Here is a 16640-nt window from a genome sequence, read left to right as displayed (position 1 = left end):
TACCATTTTTACTGTGTAACAGTCACCGGCTTACTGGTTGCATGGTTCTACTTAGCAATTTCAACGATAAATTTTGAAAAGTTATACTCAATTACATTTAGCGGCATAAAAAATGTTACTGCCACGACCTTGAATTGACTATTAGGTTTGTTACACCTTATGGAATTTATACGTTTTGGTTGTAGATCGAGGAATTCGAATATACAAAAATGGTTGAATTGAAACCATTAGGGAAAAGCACGAGCAAATTGTGGTTGCTACTTATGTAAATGTAAGCGCGGGGATATTTAAAAAAGCTATAAATATAACCAGTCAGTAAAAAATATTACTTTTTTTGAATATAAATGTCTCCAAACATGATGGTCGAATCGTCATTGATTAGAGAAAGGCAATTAGTGGTCTATCTCTAAACCTAATAATTAAAAAAGGAATCGTTATGAATGAATATATGTTGATTTATCGTGGTGGAAACAAAGACTGGATGACTGATACCAGCCCAGAAGATATGGCCGAAGCCATGGAGAAATGGGGACAGTGGATGGCAGAGCTTGAAGAACGCAAACAACTAGTGTCAGGAGGATCGCCATTAAATTATGAAGGCAAGCGGTTAACGGGTGATGGCGTGGTGACAGATGTGTCTTTAGCTGAAATTAAAGAACTGGTTACGGGTTACAGCATTGTTCGCTCAGAAACCATGGAAGATGCCATAGAAATTGCGAAGAAGTGTCCTATTTTTCTGCACCCTAATATCACGGTAGAAATCAGAGAAATCGCAAACATTGATTAGTTTCATCTAATCCGCAAAGGTATCCCTCTTTCGAAGCCAGTAAACGCTGGCTTTAGCCCGCTGTAGTCGGTGGCTTTAGCCCCGAGGATTGTTTGATACCCCCATATAATTTCATGGCCTGTAGTCGGTGGCTTTAGCCCCGAGAGGGTTAATTGACCTTCACAACCCATGGCCTAAAGACCATGCTACAGGCCCCGCGCAAAAACCGATAATTCCACAGCCTGTAGTCGGTGGCTTTAGCCCCGAGAGGGTTAATTGACCTTCACAACCCATGGTCTGAAGGCCATGCTACAGACCCTCGCAAAAACCGATAATTCCACAGCCTGTAGTCGGTGGCTTTAGCCCCGAGGGGTTAATTGACCTTCACAACCCATAGCCTAAAGACCATGCTACAGACCCTCGCAAAAACCGATAATTCCACAGCCTGTAGTCGGTGGCTTTAGCCCCGAGAGGGTAATTGACCTTCATAACCCATGGCCTAAAGACCATGCTACAGGCACTGTTTTCCGTGTCTATATGATTTAAGAAGATACTAACAGGCGTTGAATTTGCGCCATCATGATTTTTTGTTGATGCTTATCGCCACCTTTCTCGTTGGCTTGTTTGGCAAACTGCCAGGCTTGCTGTTCATTTCCTTGTAACGCGTTAAGGTGGGCTAACGTGGCCAAAGGTAAATGAGATTGTTTAAAAACAGGATCTAAACTCAGGGCCGTCACCAACTCAATGGCAGCGCTTATCTCTCCGCTATATCCTTGGGCGACGGCTAAATTTAATTGGGTTACTGGCGATCCCGTCAATTCAAATAGTTGCTGATATAAACAATAAATATCGAACCAAGGCGTTTGACTAAAGGAATCTACCTTACAATGCTGATACGCAATGTGTGCTTCTAAATAAAACCGGCCAGTGCCCAATATGGTTAATTTATCGGCTAATTCAAGTAATGTGCAACCTTTGAAAATCATATCTTTGTTCCAGATACTGCGCTTTTGTAGGTCAATGGGTATTGGCTGTCCCTGCTGATCATTTTTGCTTTCTATTCTGGCCATTTGAAAATACATCAAGGCCAACAAAGCGAATGTATCCTGATTGGCAATACTGTTTTCATCAATAAGTAGATCTACTAGTCCCATTGCATCTCGACAGAATATTCGCTTTTCTGACATATCCTTAGGATCAGCATGAAACCCTTCGTTGAATAACAGATATAGTGCGGTATGCACATTATCCAACGCTTGTGGGAGTTCACTTTCACTGGGAAGGGTATATTGATAATCATGAAGCTTTTGACGGGTTCGTAAAAGCCGTTTTTTGATGGTGGCTTCTGGTGTAAAAAGTGCTTTGGCTATGGCATTAATAGACAAGCCACATAAATGCTTAAGCATAAAAGGTAAACGATTTTCAGAGCTCAGTTGCTGATGACAACACATAAACAACATACGTAATTGATCATCCTTAATCCGATGTTCGGTAAATTCTGAATCTAAAGTTGTATTCGCCGTCCATTCGCTTTCTAAAAAATGGCTTAAATCTTGTGCATATTTGCGTTGGGTACGAGATTGCCGAATACAATCCAAAGCTCGGTTTTTTGCAGTTTGCATTAGCCAAGCTTGTGGATTTGACGGTATCCCCTTACTTTTCCAATCGACTAGCGCTTTAAAAAAGGCCTCCTGCAAGACATCTTCGGCTAAGTCAAAATTATGAACACCAAAAATCCTCACCAATACAGCGAATAAGCGGGGACTTTGTGAGAGTTGGAGTTCAGCGACTAACTGTTCGCACTTTGTCATGTTTCAGTATGTCTACGATTTTCATGGATAAAGTGTACGTAATACAAAGAAAAAATGTAAATTGAAAATAATAATTGTTCCCAAAACCGATAATTCCATAGCCTGTAGTCGGTGGCTTTAGCCCCGAGTGGGTAATTGACCTTCACAGCCCATGGTCTAAAGACCATGCTACAGGCCCCGAGGGGTTAATTGACCTTCACAACCCATGGCCTAAAGACCATGCTACAAACCCCGAGGATTGTTTTCATACCTCCATGTCATTCCATGGCCTAAAGACCATGCTACAGCATGAGGAAGATATTTTCTGTCCTGTGTTCTTTACTCTTAAATTATGTACCGTTTATCTGACAACTATGTAATTTACCTTGGATTATAGGTAGAGTGTCGCGGTTAATGTAAATTAAATGACTTTGTAAAACTTCTGTGCCCATTGAATAAACAACGGGCACAGGATTCAGCGTTTCATATTGCTTTGGATTGTGATGTCTACATCATAAAGCGACAAATTGAGGATTTATGAAAAAAACACTTATAGCAGTAAGTATAGCTAGCGTATTTGTTCTAAGCGCATGTAATAAGGCGACAGAGACAACTAGCAACAATGAAGAAGTGACAGCCACTACACAAACAACAAAGGCTGAGTTAGGTAGCTTTGGTATCGAACTAGATGCAAAAGATGAATCAGTTAAACCCGGTGACGATTTTTTCCGCTACGCCGGCGGTACTTGGTACGATAACTTTGTCATCCCAAGCGATAAAGTAAGATATGGTGCCTTCACAAAATTAGCTGAACGCAGTGAAAAGCAAATTAAAGCTATCATCGATGAAATCGCTAGTAACACTGACGGCAACCAATTGACTTCAGAAGAACAATTAATTGCCAACTTTTATAAAGCTTACATGGATACTGACGCGGTAAATGCAAAAGGTATTTCTGCCATTTCACCAGTGTTAGACAGCATCAGCAGTATTGCTGATAAAACGGAACTGACAGCCATGTTTGGTCGTGCTTGGCTCGACGGCTCAGCAAGCCCAATTTATGGTGGAATGTGGTTTAACCGCTTAAACCCCGATGAATATCAATTGTCTGTCGGTGTTGGCGGCTTGGGGCTACCTGATCGCTCATATTATTTAGAAGACACTGAACGCTTTATAAAAATTCGTGAAGCCTACGTTGCCCATATTGAAGAAATGTTGAACTTTGCTAAGGTTGAGAACGCTGCTGAAAAAGCTAAAAGTATATTAGCGTTGGAAACTCAGATAGCGGAAGTTCAGTGGCCACGAGAAAAACGTCGTGACCGAGATTTAACGTTAAATCAAATTAAACGAGAGCAATTGTTCACCGATTACCCAGGTTTTGATTGGAACACTTATTTTGCCGAAACCGGTTATAAGGTGCCCCATTTAAATATATCTCAACCTGAGCCCATTAAAAACGTCATTAAACTGATCAACAATGAACCCCTTTCAGTTTGGAAAGATTATATGACCTATCATACGATCACCAATCAAGCTGAATTGCTGTCTGACGAAATGTTCAAAGCAAACTTTGAGTTTTATGGTAAAACCTTAAATGGGCAACAAGAACCCCGTCCTCGCTGGAAACGCGCCATAGCGCAGATGTCAGGAACCCAATCCCTGGGATTTGCCATTGGTAAAAGTTATGTAGAAAAACATTTCCCAGCAAGCTCCAAAGCACAAATGGCAGAACTTGTTGAAAATCTTAGAACAGCCTTAGGTGAACGTATTGATAGTTTGGAATGGATGGGAGAAGAAACTAAGAAAAACGCCCACGCTAAGCTAGCTTCATTTCGTCCAAAAATAGGCTACCCAGATGAGTGGCAGAGTTTTGATGGTTTAGAAATCAAAGATAATGACTTGTTGGGAAACATTTTCAGAATTCGCCAATTCTTTAGGGATGATAGTGTTGCAAAAGAGCTGCAAAAAACGGATCGTGAACGTTGGGGCATGTCACCACAACGAGTGAACGCCTATTACAACAGTTCATTTAATGAGATCGTCTTTCCAGCCGCTATTTTGCAACCGCCATTTTTTGATCCCAATGCCGATCCCGCGGTGAATTATGGCGGTATAGGTGCCGTCATAGGGCACGAGATGGGCCATGGTTTTGACGATCAGGGCTCAAAATCTGATGAAAATGGCATCCAACGTAACTGGTGGACAGATGAAGATAGAGCTGCATTCGATGCTCGTACAGATGCCCTTGTTGCCCAATATGATGGTTATGAACCTATAAAAGGTAGCCATGTAAATGGCCAACTTACCTTAGGTGAAAATATCGGTGATGTAGGTGGGTTAGCCATGGCGTACCATGCTTACAAGCTGAGCCTAAATGGCAAAGAAGCCCCGGTCATTGATGGGGTAACAGGTGATCAAAGATTCTTTTTAGCTTGGGCACAAGTGTGGCGCGAAAAACGCACTGAAGAAAGCCTAATGACACAATTGAAATCTGATCCCCATGCACCTGCTCGCTACAGAACGGTTGCACCACGCAACCACGATGCTTGGTATAAAGCCTTTAACGTTCAACCTGGTGACGCACTTTATTTAGCTCCAGAAGAACGCGTACGTATCTGGTAACAAACCAATACGCAGCAAGCCCAACCAAAAAGGGCTTGCTGTTTCCACTTTTAAAACTCTCTGAATCTCACGCGAATCAACTAAAAGCTATCCGAATGTTAAGCCCAACGATGCTAAGACCTTCGCTTTAGTATTAATATCATTTGAGGCTTGTTTCACAAAATTAACTTGTTCTAAATTCTCTTGGGAAATATTACTCACACTCATAATGCTATTACTGACATCTTGGGATACGACTCTCTGCTGTTCTGCGGCCGTTGATATTTGAAAGGCCAACCCCGAAATCTCGGAAATTTGCTGGTAAACACCTTCTATCAACTCTCGAGATTGTCTAGTATCAGCAACGCATTCAATGGCTGCATCTTTCCCTTCATTCATAGATTTAGCCCACTTCAATAACGTCGATTGAATTTCATTAATAGAAGATTGTATTTGTTCTGTAGCCGAATGTGTGCGACTCGACAATGCGCGGACTTCGTCGGCAACTACGGCAAAACCACGTCCGTGCTCCCCTGCCCTAGCGGCTTCTATTGCTGCGTTCAACGCCAATAGATTCGTTTGATCTGCTATACCTTGAATTTCACTCATAACGGTTCCGATACTTTTAGCTTCTTCGGCCAATTGTTCAGAAGCGTTCGCCGAACTTTCTACATCTTCAGCCAAATTAGAGACTTTTTGCATAGTTTCGGTCATGGCTTTAGTCGCGTTTTCACACCCCTGATTGGCACTTTCAATTTTCTGCGAAGTCAAATTAACGTTATTAGCAACTTCACTAATCGACACCCCCATTTGTTCAATGGCTGCAGAAACTTGATGCACTTCTAGGGTTTCCTTTTCAACGCCTTCGGTCGCCCTTTCCGCGGCGGATTTTAGCTCAACAACCACATCATAAAGTGAAGACGAACTGTCTATAACGCGGCCAATAATGGTTCGAATAGCACCTTGATGCATTTTTGCAGGAAAATCCGCTACGCTAACAATACCGGTACCGGAGAAAACAAATCGAGAAACACTGTCATAATCTTGCTGTGACTGTTTAAGAAAGCCCGGTAAGTTAACCATTTCATTTTTAAAGATCAGATAAGGCAGACCCACTAACAGCACAGCAAAATAAGGTATGAACATGGTTAGAGCTAAAATAGCTATGGACAAACACAAGAATAAAGCGTGTTTCATTCCCCAGTTTAGCGCCCATTTACTTTCTGCCTTTTCTCCCTTGTTTAATTTTGCATAGAGGGCTTCTGCACGCTGGCGATACTCAGGTTGTAAAAAACGGCGAACAGACTGGAATCCTTTCAATTCGCCATTTTCGTAGACAGGGGTAACATAAGCATCAACCCAATAATAACGACCATCTTTACATCTATTTTTCACCGCGCCGCGCCAAGGCTGTTTGGCTTTTAGTTTTGTCCACATATCAGCAAATGCAGCTTTTGGCATTTCTGGGTGACGCACAATATTGTGATTTTTACCGACTAACTCTTCTCTTGGAAAGCCAGCAACTTCACAAAATTTGTCATTTGAATAGGTTACTACTCCTCTGAGATCCGTAACTGAGACTAATTCTTCATTCACGCCAAAAGTAACCTCTTGGTCGACAATACTTTGATTGCGCTTAGCCATTAACCCTTCTCCACTTAATCCATTACAATCAACACTTAAGGTGTTGAATTATTTGAATTTATCATTATAAATCACTTTCGTTAAAAGCTCACTGATTTTGCGAGATAATTTATTGGTGACAGTATGCAAGTAACAGTATAGTCACTCTATGATGTAATATCGGCTAAAGTGCCTAAACGTATAATGGAAATCGTATTTTGGGTACAAAAAAAAAGACAAGCCGAAGCTTGTCTTTTTAGCAAAAGGATTAAATTGTAGTAAAAGATTAACTTTCGCGTATCAAGTAATCAAAGGCAGATAAAGACGCTTTAGAGCCTTCTCCCATGGCGATGACTATTTGCTTATATGGCACAGTGGTTACATCCCCAGCGGCAAAAATACCGGGTTCAGACGTGGCACATTTTTGATCAATAACCACTTCACCAAATTTACTCAATTCAACTACATCTTTCAAAAATGAACTATTAGGGACAAGTCCGATTTGAACAAATACGCCTGCCAAAGGCTGCTGTTTTATTTCTCCTGTAATTCTATCTTCGTATTCTAAAGCAACGACTTTGCCATTTTCTGCCAATATCTGTTTAGTGGCGACATTTTTGATAATGGTAATTTTATTGTTGGCTTCGGCTTTTTCAACCAACACTTTGTCGGCTTTTAATTCAGGCAAAAATTCAAATACAGTAACGTGGTCAACCATACCAGCTAGATCAATGGCCGCTTCGATACCCGAGTTACCTCCACCCACAACCGCCACATCTTTGCCTTTAAAGAAAGGTCCATCACAGTGTGGACAATACGCCACTCCTGAACCCACATTTTCTTTCTCTCCTGGGACACCTAACTCGCGCCATTTTGCCCCGGTAGCGATAATGACTGTTTTGGTTTCAATAACTTCACCGCTGGATAAATGTATTTTCTTAGTTTTGCCTTTTTCAATCTTATCAACTCGTAAAAACTCTTTGATGTTGACTTCATAATCATTTAAATGAGCTAGCAAGTTACCGGTTAATTCAGTCCCTGTTGTCTTAGGAACAGAGATTAAATTTTCGATTCCCACAGTATCTTTTACCTGACCACCAATGCGATCAGCAATCATGGTCACGTTCAAACCTTTACGAGCAGAATAAATCGCTGCCGCGACCCCTGCTGGACCACCACCGATAACGGTCACGTCTTGCAAAGGTAAGGTTTCGTTGTCGTCACCTCCAACAATATAAGGGTAACGTTGAATTAATTTATCGACCAATTGGGCAGTATCAATTTTACCATTAGCGAACAACTCACCGTTTAAGTAAACACTAGGTACGCCTTGAATATTACGCTGCTCAATTAGCTCTGGAAACAAGCCTCCATCGAGCATTTCAGTGCTTATATTGGTATTCAATAATGCAAATTGATTTAACGATTGCACAACATCTGGACAGTTGTGGCAACTCAAAGAAATAAAGACTTCAAAATGCAAATCATCTTTGATTTTCTGCACCATGGTTTGTAATGTCTTATCGAGTTTTAATTCCGTTCCTGAAGATTGCAAAACAGCTAAAATTAGGGAATTAAACTCATGCCCACTGGGAATGCCAGAGAAGGAAACCCCGTTTGGTTTTCCGTCAACTTCCAAATTGAAAGTAATAGGGCTACGTAGATTATCATCACGCTCAATTAGCGTCAGGTTGTCTGAAACTGAGCACAATGATGTTAAAAATTGGACTAATTCTTGACGTTTTTCATGCTCACCAGTTTGTAGAACTAGTGCCACGCTGTTAGTCATATTTTTTGTATAAGATTTTAGAGCATTTAAAATATCGTTATTTAACATAGTGTTACCTTTTTACTGCAAATAAACTGGTGAAAAAAATGGCGGGTGGAAGCCTCGACTTCCCTAACCCGCCAGTTTAAGTGGATTAATATAAACTTAGATTTTACCCACTAGGTCCAAGCTAGGCGTTAAGGTTTCTTGACCTTGCTCCCATGCTGCAGGACATACTTCACCGTCGTTTTCACGTACGTATTGAGCTGCTTTAACGTTACGAACCATATCTTTAGCGTTACGACCAATACCGCCAGCATGGATGTGTGCAACTTGGATAACGCCATCTGGGTCAACCAAGAATGTGCCACGATGTGCCATGTGATCTTCTTCAATCATCACATCAAAACCACGTGTGATTGTGCCAGTTTGGTCACCAATCATTGGAAACTTGATTTTGCCAATGGCTTCTGATGAATCGTGCCATGCTTTGTGTGAGAAATGTGTGTCAGTTGATACTGCGTAAACTTCTACACCAAGACCTTGAAGTTCTTCGTAATGTGACGCCATATCTTCAAGCTCTGTAGGACATACGAAAGTAAAGTCAGCAGGATAGAACAAGAAGATGCCCCACTTTCCTTTAACACTTTCAGACGTTACTTCAACGAATTCGCCGTTATGAAATGCTTGTGCTGTAAATTCTGGGATAGTTTTTCCGATCTGAGCCATGTTTGTATTCCTCTTTAATAAAATTGCTTTAAATAGTTTTTGCTTAAAAAGCGTGTTTGCTTTCAACGGGGATAATATTAAATCCAATCAACGTGCAGTTAAATTAAATTAAATCTATACTTATCTTCTATTTTTTAGAACTATAGAAATGCCCGTTTTACGGTCTTGCACTGTTACAATCCATCTCAATAGATTTTATTTGTACTTATGTTCAATTATTTGGAATAACAATTATGGTTTCTTTAAAACAATTAAAATACGCATTGGCCATTGAAAAGACGCGCCACTTTAAAAAAGCAGCAGAAGCCTGCAATGTTTCCCAATCAGCGTTAAGCACCGCCATAAATGAATTGGAAAAACAAATTGGTTTGCAAATCTTTGAGAGGAATAATAAACAGGTGTTGATCACCGCAGACGGGGAGATCATTCTAGCCAAAGCAAAACGCATTAAGATCGAAATGGATGAATTGATGCAACTTGCCCAAACCAACAAAGCCCCTCTATCAAGACCGATGACCTTAGGGGTCATTCCAACGATTGGTCCTTATATGTTGCCCAAAGTTCTTCCTGAGGTCCGCAAACAATACCCCGACTTCAAGTTACAAATAGTAGAAGAGCAATCCCACGTATTGGTGGACTTGGTCCGCAATGGCGATATTGATGCTGCAGTGCTTGCATTACCCTACCCTGTAGATGGACTGATGTCCTTCCCGTTTTGGGAGGAAGATTTTTTTTGGGTAAGCCATAAAGATGAAAGCCCAAGTCAAATGAAAGAAATTACCAGTGAAGAAATGGAAATAGAAAAATTGATGCTGTTAAAAGACGGGCACTGTTTGAAAGATCATGCGTTGGTGGCCTGTAGTTTGCAAAACAAGAAACAGCAATCAGATTTTGATTCCGCCAGTTTGCACACCATAGTACAGATGGTTGCTGGGAAATTAGGCACCACCTTAGTTCCGCAAATGGCCTTAGACCAACTTATCCATCACCAGTCAGAATTACGCGCGATTCATTTAAACGAACCTGGTCCGCACCGCACCATTGCGCTAATCATTCGACCCAATTATGTGAGGACCTCGGAATTGACTATTTTAAAAGATATCTTTCACAATCAATTACTCGAAAAGTGTGGTTCTAATTAACCGAATACGTTTATTGATTTATTGAAATTTAAACATTGATTAAATTAGCACATGATAAAACCTCAATTAAAACAAGGTGAATAACATGCAAACTCTAATCAAAAACGTTAAGTCTATCTTTCATTCTAAATCAGTAAACAAAAGTTCAACTCATTGTAATTACGCAAATAACTACTACGGTGATCAACTTTGTGGTGCAAAAAACGACGATGAAAAGTCAGTTAATTAATCGGTGTTTAGTTACCGATTAACACACCACTATGGAAGCGGAATTCACTATCATCAGAAAGAATTAATTCCGCTTCTTTTTGTTTAAATAATTCAATTCTGTCGTCGATTGGTTGCAACGCAATCTTTTCAGCTAAGCTCAAATAATCCTGAAAATGTCTCGCCTCAGAACGCAGTAAAGATATATAGAAAGTCTCTAACTCATCATCCAAAAAAGGCGCTAATTTAGCAAAACGCTCACAGCTTCTAGCTTCAATAAAAGCACCACAAATCAAGGTATCTGTCAGTTTGGCAGGCTCATGGGTACGCACGCGCTTCATCATTCCTCGAGCATAACGTGATGCTGTCAGGTTAGCGTATTCAATACCGCGATTTTGCATAATCTCCCACACCTGTTGAAAATGGTGCAATTCTTCTTTGATCAGCATGACCATTTTATTGATTAACTCATCACCATGCTCAAAATTTGACTTGCTAATCAACTTTTTAGACAAGTTAACATGTTCTTTAAAATTACCATCACCCACTTTGCGATAAACAAAGTCTTCGAAAGGTTTTAGCCAAGCCAATAATGCGTCGCCGCTTTCTTTATCCACCGCATAGCGACGTAATAACAACATAGCAGTTTGCGCGGCTTTGAGCTCGCAGTTAGCGTGATCGACTAATAACGTAGGTAGATTTTCCCCTTTAATTGCTTCATCAATCCAGCTTTGCGGGGTTGGGCAATAGAGAAAATTGGTAATTGGCTCAAGCAGTTGGTTAATGATTGCAGACATTATGCTATTTAAAATCCATCAATCAATAAATCTAAGCCAGCTTTGATTGCCGTTCGATACTCTGACAAATCAGAACAGGCAACAGGTTTAATGTTTTTCTTTGAAATCGTCGCAATATCTAACAAATCGACGTAGCAATTTGTATCATTAATGATTAGTGGAATTTGTAACCCCTTTATCAGTATTCGTTCTGCTTGAATTTGGATAGGTGCAACCAAAATACTCTCAACATCATTGAAGAGTGTATTTGTCAGAATAACTAAGCGTTGTTCATAGGCTTCACACAATGAAAATTGCGTAAAATTCATAGCTGCCTAATTCTTTCAGAGAAAGTTCCGTGCTTCATTACAACATTATTGTGATCTTCAATCGCTTGCTTGTTTTCCTGGCACCAACGTTGGTATTTTGCTAGCTTCACTGCTTTGCCTAGTGCTTCTTCCAAAATCGCCGATGGGCTTAATTTAAGTTCTCTAGCCTCATTAATTAGTTGAGCGTCTATTGATGTATTGCAAGGAATTTTGTTAGTCGTTGCCATAAACAGACCTTTTTCTAAAACATTGATTTTATTATGCGCATATTTCATGCGCAGTCAAGTTGTACGTTGGCGCACTGGCTATTTCTCCGTCGTTAGGGCAATTGCACACCTATGCCTTTAGCTCGCAGTTAGCGTGATCGACTAATAACGTAGTCAGATTTTCCCCTTTAATTGCTTCATCAATCCAGCTTTGCGGGGTTGAGCATTGTAGGAAATTGTTTATTGGAGAAAGTAGCTCTGAAATATGCAAGAAAGGGTATCCTTTGAGAGATAAAGGTTAAAGATGAAGACTAGGCAACATTCGCTCATGCAGAATTCTAATAACCGCCACACCATAATTGGTTGTTTTAAAATAGATCAGATGCTTTCCTTGGCGATAGAATTTATATCCTACCCGAATATTATCACAGGATATCGCCTGTGAAGATGAAGCTGCCAAACCTTCAAAAGCTGAAACCAGTTCATCAATATAAATGTTAGCTTGGTTGATACCCCATTGTTAAAAAGAGTACTGCCAAATAGCTTCCATGTCCTGCTCAGCCGATGGAGCAAGACGATAACTAGGCATGTTTAGTCTTCATTCTTTCTTTGAATTCACTTACATTGAATAGCTGAGGTTTTCCGCTTGCTTCGCCTTCAATTAATGCTTTTCTAATAGCGTCATCATGGCTATTTTGTTCCTGATCATTGCGTAAAAGAGCGCGGATATATTCGCTATCGTTAGTATAACGGCCAGCTGCAATTTGAGCTTTTATCCATTTATCTTGTTGGTCTGTCACCGTAATAGTTTTGCGAGTTGTTGACATTATACTCCCCCAAAATATGAAATATTCATACTATTGATGAGATTATAGTTCAATTCGACTGTTATACAAAAGGAATTATCGTGTATATAGTTGGGATTCATTTTTGATATTTACTGGATAGGTATCTCTGGACAAAGTAATAGCTCGTAAACAAATTTTGTATCAAATACTGTTGCACACCTATGCCTTTAGCTCGCAGTTAGCGTGATCGACTAATAACGTAGGCAGATTTTAGGCTTGGTAGCTACGTCGATCCAATCTTGGGGGTCACACCTTAACAAGCTTTTGATGAGGATTAACAACGTTTCCAAACAAATAAGACTTCTTAAAATACGATGATAAAACGCCTTTTGGCAATAAAGAAAAAAATTAATACTGCCGCAAATAATGTCACACCCCAATCTACCCATGCTTGGAATTGCATTAGATTAATACGCTGAATAATATAACGGCCTTTAATGTAATTGCTCTGCCAAATAATCCACTAATAATCTTATTTTGGGAGATAGGTGGCGATTTTGAGGGTAAATAGCCCAAATGCCTTCATCAGGGGCGCGATAATTATCCAGCAATGAAATCAAACTTCCACTTTGCAGGTGTTCTTGAACATAATAATCGGGCAATTGTACTATGCCCAAGCCCTTTAATGCCGCATCAACAAGTCCAAAACCACTGTTGTAGCGAAGTTTTCCATTCACGCGAATATTTTTCTCTTTGCCTGACTCTCTAAAGTGCCAATAATCCAGAGTTCCCAATAAACAAACGTGTGTACTCAATTCAGACAAGGAGTGAGGTATGCCATGTTTATCAATATACGCTGATGATGCACACACATAGTTGGTTCGCTTTCCCAGTTTTTTCGCCATCATCGTTGAATCAGTTAACCTGCCAAGCCGAATCGCTAAATCGTACCCTCCTTCCACCAAGTCTAAATTCTGATTAGTCAGCAACGCATTTACCTCAATATCGCTGTATTGCAAGGCGAAATTATTGACTAGCGGTAATATTTGTTGTTCACCAAAGGTTACGGGAGCCGTCAGCTTTACTTTTCCCTGAGGTTTCGATTGCAAGTTTGTTATGGCACGCTCTGCTGCATCTAACCCATCGAGTACACTACGACAGTGTTGATAAAAAACCCGCCCTTCTTCAGTTAAGGATACTTTGCGTGTTGTACGATAAAACAATTTAGTATTAAGTCGTTTTTCCAGCGCTGTTATCTGTCTGCTGACTTGAGCGGTCGAAATAGCCATTTTTTTGGAGGCCTGAGTAAAACTCTCGTTTTCGGCGACATAAACAAATTCAATGATACCTTCCCATTGCATGATTATTACCATATCGTAAAAGTAATTTAATTAAATAGCATATTATCACTTATTTAGAAATAACTATAATGGCTCCCATATCCGAAACATGCTGTGAAATATCACGGCGTTTCATGTCGCAAACGTTAAGAGGACGCAACGATGAGCTGGTTATTTTTGTTTTTAGGTGTCGCCGCTGAAGCCATTTCACATGTGGCTTTGAAAGAGACCGATGGTTTCACCAAACCGCTGCCAAGTCTTCTAGTGTTACTCGGTCACCTGGGTGCCTTTATGTTTCTAGGGCAAGCAATGAAAAACATGCCTATTGGTATCGTGCACGCCCTATGGGCAGGTCTTGCCATTATTACCGTCACCCTATTGTCAACGGTCATTTATCGCCAACACCTTGACCTAACAACCTGGTTTGGCATGGCGTTTGTCGCTGTAGGGGTAGCCATCATTAATCTATCTCAAGGTCACGCCCATTAAAGATACGGCACAAAACATTGCTATTTTTAAATTAGAACTAACTACAAAGTGAGAAAAATATGTCAGATAAATTTATTAAATCAAAAGCCGCCATCGCTTGGGGGCCTAAGCAGCCATTATCCATCGAAGAAGTGGATGTCATGCTACCTCGAAAAGGTGAAGTACTCATCAAGGTTATCGCCTCAGGTGTATGCCATACCGATGCATTTACCCTATCTGGGGAAGATCCTGAAGGTATTTTTCCAGTTATTTTGGGGCATGAAGGTGGTGGTATTGTTGAGCAAGTTGGTGAAGGCGTAACCAGCGTAGAAGTGGGCGACCATGTTATCCCCCTCTACACTCCTGAGTGCGGCGAATGTAAATTTTGTCTTTCAGGCAAAACCAATTTGTGCCAAAAGATCCGAGAAACTCAAGGTAAAGGTTTGATGCCTGATGGCACTACTCGTTTTTACCAAGATGGAAAACCTATTTTCCACTATATGGGCTGCTCTACGTTTTCTGAATACACGGTTTTACCTGAGATATCCTTAGCCAAAGTGAATAAAGCCGCACCACTAGAAGAGGTTTGCTTACTGGGTTGTGGAGTCACAACGGGTATGGGTGCGGTGATGAATACCGCGAAAGTTGAAGAAGGGGCAACCGTAGCTATCTTTGGTCTAGGTGGAATTGGTCTGTCCGCGGTCATTGGCGCGACTATGGCTAAAGCAAGTCGCATTATTGCAATAGATATCAACGAAAATAAATTTGAACTGGCGAAAAAACTGGGCGCAACAGAATGTATTAATCCAAAAGATTACAGCAAGCCCATACAAGATGTCATTGTAGAACTTACTGATGGTGGTGTGGATTACTCATTCGAGTGTGTTGGTAACGTGAACCTAATGCGCTCTGCTTTAGAGTGTTGCCACAAAGGTTGGGGTGAATCAGTGGTAATTGGTGTGGCCGGTGCAGGACAAGAGATATCTACTCGTCCGTTCCAACTAGTGACTGGCCGTGTATGGCGAGGCTCAGCATTTGGTGGTGTTAAGGGGCGCTCAGAATTACCTGACTATGTTGAACGTTATTTAGCCGGCGAATTTAAATTGAGTGATTTTATTACCCACACTATTCCTCTAGAAGAGATAAATGATGCATTTGATCTGATGCACAAAGGTGAAAGCATCCGTACCGTCATTCATTTTGATAAATAAAGTCACTACATTGCCCAAAATAGTAATTATTTTGGGCATTCCATGAGGTATTCCAATGACAATTGAAAATTTAAGTGCCAACAAAAGTTTTGCGGGCTGGCACAAACAATATAGCCACCAATCGCAGGCGTTAAATTGCAGTATGCGATTTGCAATTTACCTTCCGCCACACATTTCAAGTGGCAAAAAGGTTCCGGTATTGTACTGGTTATCAGGCTTAACCTGTACCGATGAGAATTTTATGCAAAAGTCTGGTGTTCAACGTGTCGCTGCCGAGTTGGGTATCGCTATTGTTGCTCCCGATACCAGCCCTCGAGGTGAAGAAGTGGCTGATGATAAGCATTATGATTTGGGACAGGGCGCAGGTTTTTATGTCAATGCTACGCAAGCCCCATGGAACCGTCACTATCAAATGTATGATTATGTGGTTAAAGAACTGCCGAAACTCATCGAAGAGACGTTTCCAGTTTCTGATAAACGCGCCATCAGTGGTCATTCAATGGGAGGACATGGCGCACTCAGCATCGCTATGTTGAACCCTACACGCTACAGCTCAATGTCGGCATTTAGTCCTATTTGTAACCCCATATCAACGCCTTGGGGACAAAAAGCCTTTAGTGCATATTTAGGCAAAGATAAAACCACTTGGCAGAATCATGATGCTAGTGAATTAATGAAACAAGCGACTCACTTTGTGCCAGCAAAAGTTGATCAGGGTGGCGCTGATGATTTTCTGCTTGAGCAGTTAAAACCCGAAACGTTAGAAGCTGCAGCGAAGATGCGTGATTACACACTTGAATTGAAAATTCATGAAGGTTATGACCATAGCTATTACTTTATCGCTAGTTTCATTGAAGAACACTTGCGTTTTCATGCAAGCCACTTAAATAGATAGT

Annotated in this window: 17 protein-coding genes and 1 pseudogene; 7 read left to right on the top strand and 11 right to left on the bottom strand. The window is 40.8% G+C overall.

The genetic code is table 11. The annotated features are described in order from the left end of the window. Window positions 1-436 precede the first annotated feature (436 nt). Entirely contained in the window at window positions 437-787 is a 351-nt protein-coding gene (locus Q4574_RS15910) for a YciI family protein (RefSeq protein WP_303475252.1), read from the top strand. A 521-nt stretch (window positions 788-1308) separates the two neighbouring features. Here the strand turns inward: Q4574_RS15910 and Q4574_RS15905 are convergent. Next, window positions 1309-2577 (bottom strand): RNA polymerase sigma factor, encoded by a 1269-nt coding sequence (locus Q4574_RS15905; RefSeq protein ID WP_303475250.1) that lies wholly within the window; start codon window positions 2575-2577, stop codon window positions 1309-1311. A 516-nt stretch (window positions 2578-3093) separates the two neighbouring features. On the opposite strand from Q4574_RS15905, the gene Q4574_RS15900 reads away from it, so the two are divergent. After that, window positions 3094-5178, top strand: coding sequence for a M13 family metallopeptidase (locus tag Q4574_RS15900; RefSeq protein WP_303475249.1), 2085 nt, complete (start codon window positions 3094-3096; stop codon window positions 5176-5178). 87 nt (window positions 5179-5265) lie between these two features. On the opposite strand, the gene Q4574_RS15895 is transcribed toward Q4574_RS15900, so the two are convergent. The 3 genes from Q4574_RS15895 to ahpC all read right to left on the bottom strand — a co-directional run bounded on the left by Q4574_RS15895 (window position 5266) and on the right by ahpC (window position 9277). Then, window positions 5266-6801, bottom strand: a complete 1536-nt coding sequence (locus Q4574_RS15895) for a PAS domain-containing methyl-accepting chemotaxis protein (RefSeq protein ID WP_303475248.1) — start codon at window positions 6799-6801, stop codon at window positions 5266-5268. Between the two features lie 265 nt (window positions 6802-7066). Next, the gene (gene ahpF, locus Q4574_RS15890) at window positions 7067-8617 is read right to left on the bottom strand and encodes an alkyl hydroperoxide reductase subunit F (RefSeq protein ID WP_303475246.1); all 1551 of its coding nucleotides are present in this window, start codon (window positions 8615-8617) and stop codon (window positions 7067-7069) included. A 96-nt stretch (window positions 8618-8713) separates the two neighbouring features. Continuing rightward, on the bottom strand, window positions 8714-9277 hold the full coding sequence (gene ahpC, locus Q4574_RS15885) for an alkyl hydroperoxide reductase subunit C (RefSeq protein WP_303475244.1): 564 nt from the start codon (window positions 9275-9277) through the stop codon (window positions 8714-8716). A 233-nt stretch (window positions 9278-9510) separates the two neighbouring features. On the opposite strand from ahpC, the gene Q4574_RS15880 reads away from it, so the two are divergent. Then, complete coding sequence (locus Q4574_RS15880; protein ID WP_303475242.1) at window positions 9511-10419, top strand: hydrogen peroxide-inducible genes activator; 909 nt, start codon at window positions 9511-9513, stop codon at window positions 10417-10419. A gap of 85 nt (window positions 10420-10504) precedes the next feature. After that, complete coding sequence (locus Q4574_RS15875; protein WP_303475240.1) at window positions 10505-10648, top strand: hypothetical protein; 144 nt, start codon at window positions 10505-10507, stop codon at window positions 10646-10648. Window positions 10649-10655: 7 nt separating this feature from the next. Here Q4574_RS15875 and miaE (Q4574_RS15870) read toward each other — a convergent pair whose 3' ends face one another. The 7 genes and pseudogenes from miaE (Q4574_RS15870) to Q4574_RS15845 form a co-directional block, all read right to left on the bottom strand. Next, entirely contained in the window at window positions 10656-11423 is a 768-nt protein-coding gene (gene miaE / locus Q4574_RS15870; protein WP_303475238.1) for a tRNA-(ms[2]io[6]A)-hydroxylase, read from the bottom strand. 8 nt (window positions 11424-11431) lie between these two features. After that, window positions 11432-11731, bottom strand: coding sequence for a CcdB family protein (locus Q4574_RS15865; protein WP_303475236.1), 300 nt, complete (start codon window positions 11729-11731; stop codon window positions 11432-11434). Continuing rightward, window positions 11728-12006, bottom strand: coding sequence for a type II toxin-antitoxin system CcdA family antitoxin (locus Q4574_RS15860; protein WP_303475235.1), 279 nt, complete (start codon window positions 12004-12006; stop codon window positions 11728-11730). Before Q4574_RS15860 ends, Q4574_RS15865 begins: the two co-directional genes overlap by 4 nt. A gap of 64 nt (window positions 12007-12070) precedes the next feature. Further along, window positions 12071-12208 (bottom strand): annotated as a pseudogene (gene miaE / locus Q4574_RS15855) (tRNA isopentenyl-2-thiomethyl-A-37 hydroxylase MiaE); the annotation flags it as partial. Window positions 12209-12235: 27 nt separating this feature from the next. Beyond that, window positions 12236-12448, bottom strand: a complete 213-nt coding sequence (locus Q4574_RS21510; RefSeq protein ID WP_368411647.1) for a type II toxin-antitoxin system RelE/ParE family toxin — start codon at window positions 12446-12448, stop codon at window positions 12236-12238. Window positions 12449-12518: 70 nt separating this feature from the next. Next, the gene (locus Q4574_RS15850) at window positions 12519-12764 is read right to left on the bottom strand and encodes a type II toxin-antitoxin system ParD family antitoxin (RefSeq protein ID WP_303475233.1); all 246 of its coding nucleotides are present in this window, start codon (window positions 12762-12764) and stop codon (window positions 12519-12521) included. Between the two features lie 455 nt (window positions 12765-13219). Continuing rightward, complete coding sequence (locus Q4574_RS15845; protein ID WP_303475232.1) at window positions 13220-14086, bottom strand: LysR family transcriptional regulator; 867 nt, start codon at window positions 14084-14086, stop codon at window positions 13220-13222. A gap of 141 nt (window positions 14087-14227) precedes the next feature. On the opposite strand from Q4574_RS15845, the gene Q4574_RS15840 reads away from it, so the two are divergent. From Q4574_RS15840 to fghA, 3 genes are read left to right on the top strand one after another with little or no spacing between them, the layout of a single operon-like run. Beyond that, a complete protein-coding gene (locus Q4574_RS15840; protein WP_303475230.1) occupies window positions 14228-14554 on the top strand; it encodes a multidrug efflux SMR transporter in 327 nt (108 codons plus the stop codon). A gap of 59 nt (window positions 14555-14613) precedes the next feature. Further along, the gene (locus Q4574_RS15835) at window positions 14614-15744 is read left to right on the top strand and encodes an S-(hydroxymethyl)glutathione dehydrogenase/class III alcohol dehydrogenase (RefSeq protein ID WP_303475229.1); all 1131 of its coding nucleotides are present in this window, start codon (window positions 14614-14616) and stop codon (window positions 15742-15744) included. A gap of 55 nt (window positions 15745-15799) precedes the next feature. Beyond that, entirely contained in the window at window positions 15800-16639 is an 840-nt protein-coding gene (fghA, locus tag Q4574_RS15830) for an S-formylglutathione hydrolase (RefSeq protein WP_303475227.1), read from the top strand. The last annotated feature ends 1 nt before the right edge of the window (window position 16640 follow it).

It is taken from the genome of Aliiglaciecola sp. 3_MG-2023 (genome assembly GCF_030548205.1).
Lineage (GTDB): Bacteria > Pseudomonadota > Gammaproteobacteria > Enterobacterales > Alteromonadaceae > Aliiglaciecola.
Note: the sequence above shows the minus strand (reverse complement) of the source record. Positions and strands in the feature narration are given on the sequence as shown.

Coding starts and splice junctions, on each gene's coding strand:
- Q4574_RS15910 (WP_303475252.1), top strand. CDS start 437: ATGAATGAATATATGTTGATTTATCGTGGTGGAAACAAAGACTGGATG.
- Q4574_RS15905 (WP_303475250.1), bottom strand. CDS start 2,577: ATGACAAAGTGCGAACAGTTAGTCGCTGAACTCCAACTCTCACAAAGT.
- Q4574_RS15900 (WP_303475249.1), top strand. CDS start 3,094: ATGAAAAAAACACTTATAGCAGTAAGTATAGCTAGCGTATTTGTTCTA.
- Q4574_RS15895 (WP_303475248.1), bottom strand. CDS start 6,801: ATGGCTAAGCGCAATCAAAGTATTGTCGACCAAGAGGTTACTTTTGGC.
- ahpF (WP_303475246.1), bottom strand. CDS start 8,617: ATGTTAAATAACGATATTTTAAATGCTCTAAAATCTTATACAAAAAAT.
- ahpC (WP_303475244.1), bottom strand. CDS start 9,277: ATGGCTCAGATCGGAAAAACTATCCCAGAATTTACAGCACAAGCATTT.
- Q4574_RS15880 (WP_303475242.1), top strand. CDS start 9,511: ATGGTTTCTTTAAAACAATTAAAATACGCATTGGCCATTGAAAAGACG.
- Q4574_RS15875 (WP_303475240.1), top strand. CDS start 10,505: ATGCAAACTCTAATCAAAAACGTTAAGTCTATCTTTCATTCTAAATCA.
- miaE (WP_303475238.1), bottom strand. CDS start 11,423: ATGTCTGCAATCATTAACCAACTGCTTGAGCCAATTACCAATTTTCTC.
- Q4574_RS15865 (WP_303475236.1), bottom strand. CDS start 11,731: ATGAATTTTACGCAATTTTCATTGTGTGAAGCCTATGAACAACGCTTA.
- Q4574_RS15860 (WP_303475235.1), bottom strand. CDS start 12,006: ATGAAATATGCGCATAATAAAATCAATGTTTTAGAAAAAGGTCTGTTT.
- Q4574_RS15850 (WP_303475233.1), bottom strand. CDS start 12,764: ATGTCAACAACTCGCAAAACTATTACGGTGACAGACCAACAAGATAAA.
- Q4574_RS15845 (WP_303475232.1), bottom strand. CDS start 14,086: ATGCAATGGGAAGGTATCATTGAATTTGTTTATGTCGCCGAAAACGAG.
- Q4574_RS15840 (WP_303475230.1), top strand. CDS start 14,228: ATGAGCTGGTTATTTTTGTTTTTAGGTGTCGCCGCTGAAGCCATTTCA.
- Q4574_RS15835 (WP_303475229.1), top strand. CDS start 14,614: ATGTCAGATAAATTTATTAAATCAAAAGCCGCCATCGCTTGGGGGCCT.
- fghA (WP_303475227.1), top strand. CDS start 15,800: ATGACAATTGAAAATTTAAGTGCCAACAAAAGTTTTGCGGGCTGGCAC.